Genomic DNA, 15,525 nt, shown 5'->3' with positions numbered 1-15,525 from the left:
TTTCGCTTGCAGCGCAGGTGCCGTCGAGGTCTGCCTGCGCGCAATTGGCTCTTTGATGTCGCATGCGGTGCGATCGTTGATCGAGTCGAACTCGTCCTGGCTCAGTCCGTCACGGTGTCGAGGTGCCATAGGCGCGCATGAAGAGAACGATGCAGTCCTGCACGTGTCTGGCCGATTCTTCGAAATCGGGTAGCTCTGCGTAGCCGATCAGCAAGCGGAAATGCGCAGCGCCCTTGATCAACGAGCAGAAGTGCTCTGCCGCGCGCATGGGTTCGTCCGCACGCAGCATGCCGCGCTGGTTCGCCTGGACGATCAGTTGTTCCAGATCCAACAGTAAGCGCTGCGGACCGGCATCGAAGAACATGCGTGACAGCGCGGGATTCTGCGTCGCCATGGCCACCATGACGCGGTGCAAACCGATGGACTCCGGACTGTTGACCAGCGCCTGGAACGCATGACCGACGTCGAGCAGCGCCTCCCTGATCGAGCAACCATCTTCGAGCACGAACAGCTTGCGTGGCAGTCGTGTTTCGCAAGTGGTCTTCACCGCCTCGCCGAACAGCGCCTCCTTGTCCTTGAAGTGGCTATACAGCGTGAGCTTCGAGACACCAGCTTCGGCCGCGATGGCATCCATGCTGCTGCCTTCGTAACCATTGTTGAGAAACAGCACCTGAGCGGCCATCAGGATGGCTTCGCGCTTGGCGGGATCCTTCGGACGGCCTGGGCCAGAGGATGCGGGTGGGTTCTTTGCCATGTGCGTTTTAATACTAGACTGGTGAGTTCGGTATTTTTACTATACCGCGCAGTATAAGTATTAGAACCCTTCCTGCGACAGAGAGAGATTCGAACGTGTTCCGACATGCCCTAGCTTTCTTCGGTGTCATAGGTCTCGCCCTGCTTGCCGGCTGCGGCAATGGCGAGCCCGCGCAGGTTTCGGATAGGCCCGTGATGGTCGTTCAGCCGCAGCCGGCCAGCGAGGCGTTCGAGAGCTATCCGGGAGAGGTGCACGCGCGTTACGAACCCGAACTGGCGTTCCGAATCGGCGGGAAGGTAACTGAGCGCATGGTCGAAGCTGGCGAGCGGGTAAGCAAGGATCAACCGTTGGCCAAGCTCGACCCCCAGGATGTGCGGCTACAGCTCGAGGGTATCCGTGCCCAGGTGACGGCTGCCGAAGCCAACCTGCGGGTCGCCCGGGCCGAGCATGAGCGTTACAAGACGCTGATGGATCGGCAACTGGTCAGCCGTTCGCAGTTCGATTCCTCTGAAAACGCCTTCCGCTCGGCCCAGGCGCGTCTGAAGCAAGCGCGCGCGGAGTTCGATGTGGCGAACAACCAGGTCGACTATGCCATTCTGCGCGCCACTCACGAAGGGGTGATCGCCCAGCGCCGAGTCGAGGTGGGGCAGGTGGTTGCCGCCGGCCAGACCGCATTTGTGTTGGCCGCCGATGGTGAACGCGAGGTGGCGATCAACTTGCCGGAACAGGCGCTGGGCCGCTATTCGGTAGGCCAAAAGGTCTCGGTAGAAATCTGGTCCCATCCGGGCAAGCAGTATCCCGGCCACATTCGCGAGCTGTCGCCGGCTGCCGATCCGCAGTCGCGCACCTATTCGGCGCGTGTCGCATTCGCCGATACCGATGTGCCTGCCGAGCTGGGTCAGAGCGCGCTGGTGTCGATCCGCAGCAACGGCGAGGTGCCCCTGGCCGTGCCGCTTTCCGCTGTCACCGCTGAGCAGGGCAATGCCTACGTCTGGCGCGTGAAGGTTGATTCCACGTTGGAGCGCGTTACCGTGCAAACCGGTGCCTTTGGCGAAACACTGGTGCCCATCCTCAACGGCTTGCAAGCCGATGACTGGGTCGTGCTGGCCGGCGTGCAGATGCTCCACGAGAACCAGCCGGTGAGGGCGGTCGATCGTGACAACCGTCCGGTTGTGCTAGCAGCTCAGGAGTAATCGAGATGCGCTTCAATCTCTCCGCCTGGGCGCTGGGCAACCGGCAGATCGTTCTTTATCTGATGCTGCTGATGGCAGTGGTGGGTGCGCTTTCGTACAGCAAGCTTGGTCAGAGTGAGGATCCACCGTTTACCTTCAAGGCTATGGTCATTCAGACTCAGTGGCCCGGCGCGACCGCCGAGGAAGTCTCCCGGCAGGTCACCGAACGCATCGAAAAGAAGCTGATGGAAACCGGCGAATACGAGCGCATCGTCTCCTTCTCGCGGCCGGGCGAATCGAACGTGACCTTCATGGCGCGCGATTCGATGCGCTCCGAACAGATTCCCGATCTCTGGTATCAGATTCGCAAGAAGATCAGCGACATTCGCCACACATTGCCGGCAGGCATCCAGGGACCGTTCTTCAATGACGAATTCGGTACCACCTTCGGCAACATCTACGCCTTGACCGGGCAAGGCTTCGATTACGCGGTGCTCAAAGATTACGCCGACCGCATCCAGTTGCAGCTGCAGCGGGTCAAGAACGTTGGCAAGGTCGAGCTGATCGGCCTACAGGACGAAAAAATCTGGATCGAACTATCCAATGTCAAACTGGCGAATCTGGGCGTGCCGCTTGACGCGGTCAAGCAGGCTCTCGAGGCGCAGAACACGGTGATGTCCGCCGGCTTCGTCGAAACCGCCAGCGATCGCGTGCAATTGCGCGTCACCGGCAGCTTCGAGACGGTCAAGGAGATTCGCGACTTCCCCATCCGAGTTGCCGGCAGCACCTTCCGTATTGGCGACGTCGCGGACGTCTATCGTGGCTTCAACGATCCGCCGGCGCCGCGCATGCGCTTCATGGGTGAACCGGCGATTGGTCTGGCGGTGTCGATGAAGGCCGGCGGAGACATCCTCATGCTGGGGGAGGCGCTGCAAGGCGAGTTCGCCCGGCTGCAGCAGGAGCTGCCGGCTGGCATGGAGTTGCGCAAGGTCTCCGATCAGCCCGCGGCAGTGAAAAACAGTGTCGGTGAATTCGTGAGGGTGCTGATCGAGGCACTGGCAATCGTGTTGCTGGTGAGCTTCTTCTCGCTCGGTGTGCGCACTGGACTGGTGGTCGCCTTGTCGATTCCGTTGGTCTTGGCGATGACCTTCGCGACCATGCACTACCTCGACATCGGCCTGCACAAGATCTCGCTGGGCGCGCTGGTGCTGGCGCTCGGGCTGATGGTAGATGACGCGATCATCGCGGTGGAGATGATGGCGATCAAGATGGAGCAGGGCTTCGATCGGCTCAAAGCGGCCAGTTACGCCTGGACCAGTACCGCCTTTCCAATGCTCACCGGTACGCTCATTACCGCTGCCGGTTTTTTGCCGATCGCCACTGCGCAATCGAGCACCGGCGAGTACACCCGTTCGATCTTCCAGGTGGTGACCATCGCGCTGGTGGCCTCCTGGATCGCGGCGGTCGTGTTCGTTCCTCTGCTGGGCGAGAAATTGCTGCCGGATCTGGCCAAGCGTCACGCGCTGAAGCACGGCGGTAGCGACCAAGGCCACGACCCTTATTCGACCCCGTTCTACCAGCGCGTGCGCCGCGTGATTCGTTGGTGTGTGCACCGGCGCAAGACGGTGATCGTGCTGACGCTGCTGCTCTTCGTCGGCGCGATCGGACTGTTCCGTATCGTCCCGCAGCAGTTCTTTCCGGCCTCAGGTCGCCTGGAGCTGATGGTCGACCTGAAGCTGGCCGAAGGCGTGTCACTCAAGGCCACTGAAGCCGAGGTGCACCGCCTCGAGAAAATGCTCGAGAAGCGCGCCGGCATCGACAATTACGTTGCCTATGTCGGCAGCGGTTCGCCGCGTTTCTATCTACCGCTGGATCAGCAGCTGCCTGCCACCAGTTTCGCCCAGATCGTGGTGCTGGCCAACAACATCGAGGAGCGCGAAGCCCTGCGCAGCTGGCTGATCGAACGGCTGAGAGATGACTTTCCAACACTGCGTGGGCGCGTCAGTCGGCTGGAAAATGGCCCGCCAGTGGGCTATCCGGTGCAGTTCCGCGTGACCGGCGAGCACATCGATGTCGTACGTACGCTGGCGCGTCAAGTGGCGGCGAAGGTGCGTGAAAACCCCTACGTAGCCAACGTACATCTCGACTGGCAGGAACCGAGCAAGGCCGTCTGGCTGAACGTCGATCAGGACCGCGCACGTGCTCTCGGGGTGAGCACGGTCGAATTGTCCAATTTCCTCAAGCGCACTTTTACCGGCACCACCGCCGGCCAGTTCCGTGAGGACAACGAGCTGATCGAGATCCTGCTACGCGGCACCGCCCGCGAGCGGGAGATGCTGTCGATGCTACCGAGCCTGGCGATTCCCACCGCCAGCGGCCGCAGCGTGCCGTTGTCGCAGGTTGCCACCCTGGAGTACGGCTTCGAGGAGGGCGTGATCTGGCACCGCAATCGCCTGCCAACCGTGACGGTGCGTGCCGACATCTATGGTGATCAGCAGCCGGCTTCGCTGGTGCTGCAGATCGAGCCGACGCTGAGCGAGATTCGTGATGCCCTGCCCAGTGGCTATCTGCTGGAAGTCGGCGGGACTGTGGAGGACTCCAGCCGGGGGCAGGCCTCGGTGAATGCCGGTATGCCGCTGTTCGTCATCGTCGTGGTCAGCCTGCTAATGCTTCAACTCAAGAGCTTCTCTCGCTCGGCCATGGTGTTTCTTACCGCGCCGCTGGGACTGATTGGCGTTGCGCTGTTCCTGCTGTTGTTCGGCAAGCCGTTCGGTTTCGTCGCGATGCTCGGCACCATCGCGCTATCAGGGATGATCATGCGCAACTCGGTGATTCTGGTGGACCAGATCGAGCAGGATATCGGCGCCGGGCAGGATCGTTTCAACGCCATCATCGACGCTACGGTACGTCGCTTCCGGCCGATCGTGCTGACCGCCCTGGCTTCGGTGCTGGCGATGATTCCACTGTCGCGTAGCGTGTTCTTCGGACCGATGGCGGTGGCGATCATGGGTGGCCTGATCGTCGCGACTGCATTGACGCTGTTGTTCCTGCCGGCGCTTTATGCAGCCTGGTTCCGGGTGAAGGAAGAGCGCGCAGCATAAGGGCACATCGCCGGTATCTCTCAGATGCCGGCGGCTTGCAGCAATTTGTCAGCCGCCGCCTTGGCCAGCAGCGCCTGATCGGCAGGCCCCTCGATGTGCGCCATGCTCAGCGCACCCTCGATCAGAAATTGCAATTGCCGTGCAAGTTGCGCTGGCTGCGGTGCGTCGAGCGCTTCGAGCAGTTCGCGTAGGTGGGTCTGAAATTGTGCCTTGTAAGTAGCCGAACGCTGATGAATCGGGTGATCGCGGTCGTGATATTCGGCGGCGGCATTGATGAACAGGCAGCCACAGAACGCGCTGGGGCTGTGGATCATGTTGTTCAATCCTTCGAAAACGCCGAGCAGCGCCTTGCGTGGTGGCAGCTTGTCGCGCGCCTCGCGTAGGCGCTCGAGCATTGGCTGCTGTCGAGCGTCCAGTACCGCCAGAATCAGCTCTTCCTTGGATCTGAAGTGTTTGTACAGCGTCATCTTAGCCACGCCGGATTCGCTGAGAATCCGATCGATGCCCGTGGCGTGATAGCCCTCTGTGTAGAACAGCCGCTCGGCAGTGCTGAGCAGCAGATCGCGCTTATTCGTTGCCATGTAGGTCTCCTCAGACGGCCATTATGCGGGAGCGATTCTGTTCCCACCAATCGCCATCTCAGCGATAAATTGCGCTTGCAGTGTACAGACAGGTCTGTCTATTATCCAGTCGTGCCTCACCCAACCCCATCCTTAAAGGAGCGACACGATGAAACTCTACGATCTGACCCTGTCCGGTAACTGCTACAAGGCGCGCCTGTTTCTCAGCCTGATCGGCCAAGCGGCTGAGGTGGTGCCGGTGAATCTACTGAAGGGTGAGCACAAGCAACCGCCGTTTCTTGCGATCAATCCTCGCGGGCAAGTGCCGGTGCTTGAGGATGGGGATGTGCGGGTCATCGACTCGCAGGCCATTCTTATCTATCTGGCGCGGCGTTATGCCGATGAGGCCTGGTTTGCGTCGGATGCACAGACGCAGGCAGGCATCGTTGGTTGGCTGAGTTTCGCCGCCAACGAGATGCACCATGGCCCGGCCACGGCTCGAGTGGGGCGCTTGTTCGGCCGGCCGATCGACGAAGCGTTGACGTCAGACCGTGCGCTGGCCGCCATGCAATTGCTCGAGCAGCAGCTCGTCGAACACACCTGGCTGGCTGAAACCAAGACGCCAACCATCGCCGACGTCGCCGTATATCCCTACGCCGCATTGGCCCCAGAAGGTGGTATCGATCTGGCGCCTTACCCGGCAGTACGGGCGTGGTGTTCACGCATTCGCGAGCTGCCGGGTTACATCGACATGCCGGGCCTGGAATAGGAGCGGCGGTCATGAGCAATCCCTTCCATGCCGGTGAGCAATGGGTGCAGAGCCGTGCCGGCGTGCGTGAAAAAGCCGAGCAGATCGGCAGCCGGGTGATCCGCTCGTTCATGCCCGATCAGCATCGCGAATTCTTCGCTCAGTTGCCTGCACTGCTGGTCGCGGCGGTGGACAGTGAAGGGCAGCCTCATGCATCGGTGCTTTGGGGGACGTCCGGGTTCGCTTGGTCGCCACACCCTGAGCTGCTTTGCGTCGGTGCCAGCGCGCAGGCTGACGATCCGATTGCGCCATTGTTACGCCCGAGCGCCATGGTCGGTTTGCTGGGGCTGGAGTGGCCGACCCGCCGGCGCAACCGGATGAACGGGCGGATCGTGGAAAGCGATGCCCAGGGCTTCAGTGTTGCGGTGGTGCAGTCATTCGGCAACTGCCCGAAGTACATCCAGGCGCGAGATTGCCGGCCAGCCGCCCGTCAGCCAGGGCCCATGCTCAAAGGCGATGGGCTGGACGATGAATTGCGGGCGCTGCTGCAGATTGCCGACACGCTGTTCATCGCCAGTCACAGCCCGGATCCGCAGGGCGGAGGCGTCGATATATCCCACCGTGGCGGCCCGGTGGGTTTCGTCGAAGCCGGCCGGGACGGCCGCCTCTGGGTGCCGGATTACAGTGGCAATCGGTTGTTCAACACCCTTGGCAACCTGGTTCGTGAGCCGCGTTGCGGGCTGCTGTTCGTCGATTTCGCCAGCGGCGATCTACTCCAGATAGAGGCGCTGGCGGAGCTGGTCTGGCCCGAGCAGTACGCCGCATTGGGCATTACCGCGCCGGCTGGCGCCGAGCGAATGCTCGCGCTGACGCCGGGTCGTTGGGTTCTGCGGCGTTCACGTCTGTCCCTGGCATTCGCAGCGCCGCACAACTCGCCGTTTCTTCCCAGAGTAGGAGCGTAAGCCATGCGCCGCTTGAGGATGATTGCAATGTCTCTGGTGCTGTTAGCCTCTAGCGTGGAGGCAGCGGAACTGCGGTTCAGCCTGGTCCGTACCGGGCAAACCCTGTCCAGTGGTGAGTTTGCCTGGCGTGATGGCGGCTGGGTCCAACCGCCACCGATCAATCACATCGCTGTGCTGATCGAGCATCGGGGCCGCCGGCTACTGTTCGGTACGGGCCTGGGGCGGCAGATCGATGCGCAGCTGGACAGCGAAATCCCATGGCGCGAAAAGCGCTACGGAACCGTGCAGCCGGTTCGTGACCAACTTGATCGCGACGGCCTTGTGATCGACCGGGTCGTATTGGGGTGCGCCCGCTGGGAGTACGCCTCCGGGCTGGCCGATTTTGCCGAGGTGCCGGTTCTGGCCAGTCCAGAGAGTATCGACTACGCACACAACGCGACGCCTCCTGCGGTCCTTCCGGCGCAATTCGCCCATGGCGTCAGATGGCAGGCGCTGCGCTTCGAACGGCGCTCGTTCTACGGGTTCCGGGAGAGCCTCGACCTGGTCGGCGACGAACGGCTGGTGCTGGTAAAACTGCCTGGGCACGGTGCTCTGGGCCTGTTTCTGACCCTGGATGATGGTCGACGTTTCTTTTTCCGGGGAGACGCCGCGGCCACTGAAAGTGACCCGAAGCCACTGCCTGTCGAGGTCGAGCAGATGCAAGACATCCAATTGCAGGCGCAACTCGGTTTTTATCCGCGCTGGATCGAGTGAATCGAGCGGTTGCCGGTCCTGATCGTTTCGCCTTCAACCCGCTAGTTTGAGCCTTTCCGTTCGTCTGCTTGCGCACGCTGAACGAAGCGCCTCCAGCTAAGCTTAAGCCTGTGATTTCCTTAGAAAGCCAGGCCGGAAAAGATGGGCGCAGTATGGCGGACCGATACATCCCGGGCAGGTGGCAGCAAGCGCGTGCCATCCACCAGCAAGCCGGGTAGAACACCCTCTCACGGTAGTCGTCTGGCGCGCCGCATGGGCGTGTTGCTGGGCGTCTCATTGCTGGCGGGCGGAGGCTATGCCGCCTGGCATGAGATGCACACATCGAAGCTGCAGGCGCTCTGGCTGAGCCGTTACGCGGAGAACCTCGACTATCAGGTCGAATCAGGTGCCAGTACCAGTATTAAGTTTCCGGAGGCCGGGCCCTTCGACCGGCGTCTTGGCTACGCAGCATTGCCGACATTTCTCGAGCGGCTGACCGAACGTGGGTTCGATATTCAGCAGCAGGTGCGCTTTTCGCCGGCCCTGCAGCGGTACGTCAGCCACGGCTTTTTCGTACCTTATCCGGAGAAGTCCCAGGCCGGGCTGACCATCGATGATTGTCGTGGTGAACCCCTGTACGCCAACAGCTACCCGCACCAGTACTACGAAACCTTCGACGACGTGCCGCCTGTCATTGCGATGAGCCTGTTGTTCATCGAGGACCGTGGTCTGCTAAACGCGGAGCGCCCCCGCGCCAACCCGGCCGTGGATTGGCCACGTTTCACCATGGCGGCGGTGAGCCAGGTGGAAAAGAAGCTGGGTCTGCCGGTCCAGGCCGCCGGGGGTAGCACGCTCGCAACCCAGGTGGAGAAGTATCGCCACTCCCCTGAGGGGCGAACCGGAAGCGCGGAAGAAAAGATTCGGCAGATGATTTCCGCGAGCGTGCGCACCTACCGCGAAGGTCAGCAGACATTGTCCACGCGCAAACGCATCGTCCGCGACTATCTCAACAGCGTGCCGCTCTCGGCCGCTTATGGTCATGGCGAGGTGCATGGAATCGCCGATGGGTTGCGCCTCTGGTTCGGCGCCGACTTCGCTGAGGTCAACCGCCTGCTCGATTCACGTCGGAACGCCGGCACCAGCTATGAAGCTCAAGGTCTGGCGCTGCGTCAGGTGCTTTCGCTGCTGATCGCCCAACGTCGACCGTCCTACTACCTAGGGGCGGGGCGCGAGGATATGGCGCAACTGACCGACAGCCATATCCGCCTACTGGCCAATGGGGGCGTGATTGGCACCCGGTTGCGCAATGCCGCGTTGCAACAGAAGGTCGTGTTCCGCAACCTGCGTGTCGAATCGGGTATTCGCGAAGTACCGTCGAGCAAAGGCATCACAGCCGCTCGCATGCGCCTGAGCAGCCTGCTTGGCGTGTCGCTGTATCAGCTGGATCGCCTCGATCTGGCCGCGACGACGCCGTTGCATGGTGAATTGCAGACGCAAGTCAGTGAGTACCTACATCGCCTGGCGAATCCGGAGTTTGCCGGTGAAGTCGGCTTGTTCGGCGAGCGCATGCTGTCTCCGGAGCGCACCGCAGACGTCCGTTACAGCTTCACGTTGTTCGAGCGTGGCGAGCAGGGATTCCGCGTGCGCGTGCAGACGGACAATACCAATCAGCCGTTCGACATCAATGAAGGCAGTAAGCTGGAGCTGGGCTCCACGGCCAAGCTGCGTGTGTTGACCACCTATCTCGAAGTTATCGCCGAGCTACATGACCGTTATGCACAGCGCGACGTCAGTGAATTGCGCAAGGCTGAGGCAGTCGATCCCCTGACGCGCTGGGCATTGGGTTATCTGATCCAGAACGAGGACCGCAACCTACCGGCAATGCTCGATGCGGCGCTGGAGCGGCGCTACTCGGCCAGCCCGAACGAGCGTTTCTTTACCGGTGCCGGTATGCATCGTTTCGGTAACTTCAGCCGTGAGGACGACGGCCGGCTGCCGACCATGCGCGAAGCCTTGCAGGAGTCGATCAATCTGCCTTTCGTGCGGCTGATGCGCGATCTGGTGAGTTACAGCACCTACCAGACATCCAACGGTGCCGAGTTGTTGAAGAGTGACGACAATCCGGAGCGGCGTGAGTACCTGAGGCGTTTCGCCGACCGGGAAGGCTCCGTTTTCATCCAGCGATTCTGGAAAAAGTACCGTGGCAAGACCGCCGAACAACGCATCGAAGTGCTGCTGGATGGTATGCGGCCGACGCCGCCACGGCTGGCCGCCGTGCATCGTTATCTGATGCCGGACGCCGATCGGGCGACCTTTGATCGTTTTCTCAAGGTGAACCTGCCCGAGATCCAGCTCAGCGACAAGGCGCTTGATTCGCTGTACAGCCGCTACGCGCCGGGTTCCTACAGCCTGCCGGACCAGGGCTATATCGCCCGCGTTCATCCGCTCGACCTGTGGCTACTGGGTTACCTGACCAAGCATCCCGAGGCTGGTATCTCCGAGGTGATCGCCGCCAGCACCGCTGAGCGTCAGGAAGTCTATGGCTGGCTGTTCCGCAGCCGGCACAAGAGCGCTCGCGACAGCCGTATCCGCATCATGTTGGAGGTGGAGGCGTTCACCGACATCCATCGCCGTTGGCAACGCCTGGGTTATCCCTTCGATCATCTGGTGCCGTCGCTGGCGACCGCACTCGGCAGCTCAGGTGACCGTCCGGCTGCGCTGGCTGAATTGATGGGCATCATCGTCAATGACGGCATTCGACTACCCAGCGTGCGCATCGATAGCCTGCATTTCGCCAGCGAAACGCCTTACGAGACCCGACTGGGCATCAGGCCGGACGCGGGGGCTCGAGTGCTGCACAGCGAAGTGGCCACGGCCCTGCGCCAAGCGCTGGCCAAGGTGGTTGAAGACGGCACGGCGCGGCGTCTGCGCGGAAGTTTCCTGCAGACTGACGGTGAGCCATTACAGGTTGGCGGCAAGACCGGAACCGGCGATAACCGCATTCAGACCATAGGTGCCGGTGGACGGCTGATCAGTTCGCTGGCACTCAACCGCACCGCCACCTTCGTCTTCTACCTTGGCCCGAACCACTTCGGCACGTTGACCGCCTATGTTCCGGGGCGCGGCGCAGATAGCTTTCGCTTCACCTCAGCGCTGCCGGTGCAGGTCCTCAAGGGCATGGCACCCATCCTTCAACGCTACCTGCAGGTCGGCGCGCAGACGCAGTGCCAGCCGCTGGCGGGGCCGATTCAGCCCACGCTTACGGCCGGCACGGCTTCGAGGTCCTGAATCCGTCAGCGGTGTGTACGTCGCTGGCGGTTATCTCATTCCAGACATTGTCGGCCGCCAGCCGCTCAGCGAGACTGCTCGTTCAGCGCGCCTGTGGCGGGCGCCGTGCAAAGGAATGGCGAGCATGAAATTACCGATCCACCAGATCGACGCGTTCACCCACGAGCGATTCAAGGGTAACTCCGCCGCCGTGGTGCCGCTGGAGCGTTGGCTGAGCGACGCGCAGATGCAGGCGGTAGCCATGGAGAACAACCTGTCGGAGACCGCCTTCCTCCTCCGTGAGCCGGACGGAGCCTTTCATGTCCGCTGGTTTTCGCCACTGACGGAAATCGATTTTTGTGGCCACGCTACGCTTGCCAGTGCCTTCGTTCTGCTCGATCAGGGAATGGCGAGCGCGCCACTGACCTTCCGGGCTGCGGCGGTGGGCGATATCAGCGTCGCGCAGCTGGACGATGGTCGGCTGGAGATGAACTTCCCCAATCGTGAACCCGAACGCGTAGAGAACCCACCAGCGGCGTTGCTCGAAGGGTTGAGCGTTGTGCCTCGGGCGGTCTTGAGAAACGGCCAGGCTTGGTTCGCTGTGTACGAAGATGAGGATCAAGTACGTCGATCGATGCCCGACCTCGCGGCCCTCAAGTCGCTGGCGCCTCTAGATGTCGTCATCACCGCGCCGGGCCGCGAGCAGGACTTCGTCTCGCGGTACTTCTGGCCGGCCAACGGCGGCGATGAGGACCCTGTCACCGGATCGATCCATGCCGGCCTCGCGCCTTACTGGGCCAAACGCCTGGGCAAGTCGTCGCTGGTCGCGTTGCAGGCCTCGCGTCGCAGCGGCCTGCTGTACTGCCGGGTGGAAGGCGAGCGGGTTTTCGTTGCGGGGCATGCGGTGCGGTACCTGCAAGGCACGATCGAAATCTAGCGCCGCTCTGGTGCTGACTGTTGCGGTCGTTTCAGAACGATTTGATCATCCATCCAAGCAATTCCATGGCCTTCTCGCTGCGCTCATCCCAGGGATGGCCGTGGTTCAGCCGCGCACAGTTTCGGAAGCGCTGGGTTGCCGAGAAGATCGGGCCGGGTGCGAGGCTGATCCCTTGGGCAAGGGCGAGCTGGAGCAGTTGTAGCGAGTCCACCTGCTCGGGGAACTCGAACCAGAGGAAATAGCCACCGCTGGGGCGTGTCACGCGCGTGCTGGCGGGGAAATGACGCGCGGCGGACGAGAGCATCGCGCTTTGCTGCATTTCCAGCGCGTGACGCAGCTTGCGCAGGTGACGATCGTAGCCACCATGCTGCAGGTAATCGGCGATGGCCGCCTGGGCCGGCACTGAAGGTGAAATCGTGGTCATCAGCTTGAGTCGGCTGATCTTCTCGGCGTAGCGCCCGCCCGCGACCCAGCCGACCCGGTAGCCTGGGGCGAGGCTTTTCGAGAATGACCCGCAATGCATCACCAGGCCGTCGCGGTCATGGCTTTTGACCGGCTTGGGGGGTTCTCGCGTGAAGTAGAGCTCGGCGTAGACGTCATCCTCGATCAACGGTATCTGGTGCTGTCGCAGCAGATCGTAGAGCTGCTGCTTCTTCACCTCGCCCATGCTTGCACCGAGTGGATTCTGCAGGCTGCTCATGAACCAGCAGGCTTTGATCGGCAGACTGGCGAGGCTCTCTGCGAGTGTTTCCAGATCGATGCCGTCGCGCGGATGTACCGGGATTTCCACCGCCTTGAGCTTCAGGCGTTCCAGTACCTGTAGCGTGGCATAGAAGGCTGGCGCCTCGATGGCGACCAGATCACCTGGCTCGGTCACCACCTGCAGACAGAGATTAAGCGCCTCCATGGCCCCGGTTGTGATCACTAATTCTTCCATCGGCAGCATCACGCCGCTGACCATATAGCGCAATGCGAGCTGACGGCGCAGGTCTGGATTGCCGGCGGTCATCTCGGCGATCACTTGACGAGCCGGCATGTCGCGCACGCTCTGCGCCATGGAGCGCGCGAGGCGCTGAAGCGGGAACAGCTCCGGACTGGGAAAGGCCGAGCCGAAGGGCACGGTGTCCGGATCGCGTAGTGAGGCGAGCACCGAGAACACCAGCTCGCTGACGCCGACCTCGGTGGTTTCAGCGCTGCGCCGAGCGATCTCGGGCTCTGGAAGCAGGCGTTGGGCGTGTTTGCGGACGAAATAGCCCGAACGAGGTCGGGCCTGAATCAGGCCATGGTCTTCGAGCAGATAGTAAGCCTGGAAGACCGTGGACGGGCTGACACCATAGGTGCGGCTGGCATGCCGCACCGAAGGGATCTTTTCGCCCGGTGCGAGGACTCCGGTGCGAATCAGCTCGGCGATTTCTTCAGCGAATTTCTCGTAACGCTTCATTTTGTCCAGGCTCATTCGCGTTCCACCAAAGACGGCTCGCCGCCCATCCTACCGAACCCTGGGGGAGATGAAGGTGCTCGGCGCGCTCACGTGCCTTACCGGGTCGCTCGAGTCGCTGACCGCGAAGCGCAGCTCGCGGGTGGAGGCGCCATTGTTTTCGACCAGCGCTACGCTGACCGGCAGGTCGACGATCTCGCCGGGTGCCAGGCTGATCTCACCCGGACCATGCAGTTCGAACGGCCCCTCGCCAAGGGTAATCATGTAGTCGCGGCGCTGCTGAGTCTTGTTGATGATCTTGAGGCTGTACATGTTTTCGATCTGGCCCTGCATGTTTTCGCGGTACAGCGTGCGGTCTCTGGTCACGTCCAGCGACAGCATCGGCCGGGCGTCCAGCGCCCAGGCGAAGGCGCCCACCATCATCAGCAGCGCCGCGGCGTAGCCGATCAGGCGCGGACGCAGCAGCCGGGTCTTGCCCCCTTCCAGGGCGCGCTCGGAGGTATAGCGCACCAATCCGCGGGCGTAGCCCATCTTGTCCATCACGCTGTTGCAGATGTCGATGCAGGCACCACAGCTGATGCAATCGAGCTGCAGGCCGTCGCGGATGTCGATGCCGGTGGGGCAGACCTGCACACATAGTGTGCAGTCGATGCAATCGCCGAGGCCTTGCGACCGCGGATCGTTGTCCTTGCGACGCGCACCACGGCTTTCGCCACGGGTGGCATCGTAGGAGACGACCAGGGTGTCGGCGTCGAACATCACGCTCTGAAAGCGCGAGTATGGGCACATGTGCAGGCACACCTGCTCGCGCAACCAGCCGGCGTTGATATAGGTGGCGGCAGTGAAAAAGAACAACCAGAAGCCGGTGGTCGAGCCCAGTTTCAGCGTGAGCAGGTCGCCTATCAGTTCCCTTACCGGGGTGAAGTAGCCGACGAAGGCGATCGCCGTTGCGAGGCTCACCAGCAGCCACAACGTATGTTTGGCGCTGCGACGCAGCAGTTTGCTCAATGACCAGGGCGCGGCGTCCAGCTTGATACGCTGACCGCGATCGCCTTCAGTGGTTTTTTCCGCCCACATGAAGAGCCAGGTCCAGATGCTCTGCGGGCAGGCGTAGCCGCACCAGACGCGACCGGCCAGGACGGTGATGAAGAACAGGCCGAAGGCGGCGATGATCAGCAGCGCTGACAGCAGGATGAAGTCCTGCGGCCAGAAAGTGCTGCCGAAGATATGAAACTGCTGTTTGCCCAGGTCCCAGAGCACAGCCTGGCGACCCTCCCAATTCAACCACTGGGTGCCGAAGTAGAGCAGGAGCAGTAGCCCGGCACCGATCAGTCGCAGATTGCGGAACAGCCCGGCGAAACTGCGGGTGTGGATTGGGCCTCCGGCCTGTGCAGGTGTCAGGCGTATTGGTTTGCTTGAATCAACGGTCTTGAGGATCGTCGCAGGAATTCGCTCGGTCATATCACGCCCCATCAGGCTTATCAGGCGGGGCAGATCATCGGATCGGTGTCCTATGCGTAACAGACCCAGGTAGGGCGTAAAAAAACGGATCAGATCTATCGTCGGCGCGTTTCCGGGGCCCGATTGGTGGGAAGCCGTGCGTTGTGCCGCGCTACGCGGGGACTTGGCGTAACCTCGCTGCGGTGCATCGCTTCGGCGTGCTCCAGGCCTGCGACGTCGGGTCACAGCCGGTTAGATCCCTGATGCGCTTTTTTCAAGCGCATCTGCACCTGTTGTCTTGCCGTTGCGCCACGCCATAGTCCTGGCTTTTACTGTGCGGCCCCGCGCGGCCATGGGACCGATGCCGTCGAGGCAGGCATGGCCAGTGCGCGGCCCCATCCGTTCCGCCCGTCG

At 62.0% G+C, this 15,525-nt stretch carries 11 protein-coding genes; 7 read left to right on the top strand and 4 right to left on the bottom strand.

All coding sequences use genetic code 11. The annotated features are described in order from the left end of the window. Positions 1-109: 109 nt before the first annotated feature. Positions 110-754: a TetR/AcrR family transcriptional regulator gene (locus tag H3028_RS02020; protein ID WP_181295382.1), complete on the bottom strand. Its 645-nt coding sequence runs from the start codon at positions 752-754 to the stop codon at positions 110-112. 95 nt (positions 755-849) lie between these two features. On the opposite strand from H3028_RS02020, the gene H3028_RS02015 reads away from it, so the two are divergent. Then, positions 850-1,947 carry an efflux RND transporter periplasmic adaptor subunit gene (locus H3028_RS02015; protein WP_181295381.1) on the top strand — a complete coding sequence of 366 codons (1,098 nt, stop codon included), beginning with the start codon at positions 850-852 and terminating at the stop codon, positions 1,945-1,947. Positions 1,948-1,952: 5 nt separating this feature from the next. Then, entirely contained in the window at positions 1,953-5,027 is a 3,075-nt protein-coding gene (locus H3028_RS02010; RefSeq protein WP_181295380.1) for an efflux RND transporter permease subunit, read from the top strand. Between the two features lie 20 nt (positions 5,028-5,047). Here the strand turns inward: H3028_RS02010 and H3028_RS02005 are convergent, their stop codons facing one another. Next, the gene (locus H3028_RS02005; RefSeq protein WP_181295379.1) at positions 5,048-5,608 is read right to left on the bottom strand and encodes a TetR/AcrR family transcriptional regulator; all 561 of its coding nucleotides are present in this window, start codon (positions 5,606-5,608) and stop codon (positions 5,048-5,050) included. A 148-nt stretch (positions 5,609-5,756) separates the two neighbouring features. Here H3028_RS02005 and H3028_RS02000 point away from each other — a divergent pair, with 148 nt between their 5' ends. The 5 genes from H3028_RS02000 (at position 5,757) to H3028_RS01980 (ending at position 12,233) form a co-directional block, all read left to right on the top strand. Further along, the gene (locus tag H3028_RS02000; protein ID WP_181295378.1) at positions 5,757-6,356 is read left to right on the top strand and encodes a glutathione S-transferase family protein; all 600 of its coding nucleotides are present in this window, start codon (positions 5,757-5,759) and stop codon (positions 6,354-6,356) included. Between the two features lie 11 nt (positions 6,357-6,367). Next, the gene (locus tag H3028_RS01995; RefSeq protein ID WP_181295377.1) at positions 6,368-7,297 is read left to right on the top strand and encodes a pyridoxamine 5'-phosphate oxidase family protein; all 930 of its coding nucleotides are present in this window, start codon (positions 6,368-6,370) and stop codon (positions 7,295-7,297) included. 3 nt (positions 7,298-7,300) lie between these two features. Continuing rightward, the gene (locus tag H3028_RS01990) at positions 7,301-8,050 is read left to right on the top strand and encodes a Zn-dependent hydrolase (RefSeq protein WP_181295376.1); all 750 of its coding nucleotides are present in this window, start codon (positions 7,301-7,303) and stop codon (positions 8,048-8,050) included. 141 nt (positions 8,051-8,191) lie between these two features. Beyond that, on the top strand, positions 8,192-11,317 hold the full coding sequence (locus tag H3028_RS01985; protein ID WP_375154386.1) for a transglycosylase domain-containing protein: 3,126 nt from the start codon (positions 8,192-8,194) through the stop codon (positions 11,315-11,317). A gap of 136 nt (positions 11,318-11,453) precedes the next feature. Beyond that, a complete protein-coding gene (locus H3028_RS01980; protein ID WP_309109522.1) occupies positions 11,454-12,233 on the top strand; it encodes a PhzF family phenazine biosynthesis protein in 780 nt (259 codons plus the stop codon). Between the two features lie 31 nt (positions 12,234-12,264). Here the strand turns inward: H3028_RS01980 and mapR are convergent, their stop codons facing one another. Together mapR and ccoG are read right to left on the bottom strand one after the other, a co-directional pair. After that, entirely contained in the window at positions 12,265-13,674 is a 1,410-nt protein-coding gene (gene mapR, locus H3028_RS01975) for a GntR family transcriptional regulator MpaR (RefSeq protein ID WP_181295952.1), read from the bottom strand. Between the two features lie 48 nt (positions 13,675-13,722). Beyond that, on the bottom strand, positions 13,723-15,132 hold the full coding sequence (gene ccoG, locus H3028_RS01970) for a cytochrome c oxidase accessory protein CcoG (protein WP_181295374.1): 1,410 nt from the start codon (positions 15,130-15,132) through the stop codon (positions 13,723-13,725). Positions 15,133-15,525 lie beyond the last annotated feature (393 nt).

The organism is Pseudomonas sp. Q2-TVG4-2 (assembly GCF_013620795.1).
Taxonomy (GTDB): Bacteria; Pseudomonadota; Gammaproteobacteria; order Pseudomonadales; family Pseudomonadaceae; genus Stutzerimonas.
This window is presented reverse-complemented; position numbering and strand designations above follow the sequence as displayed.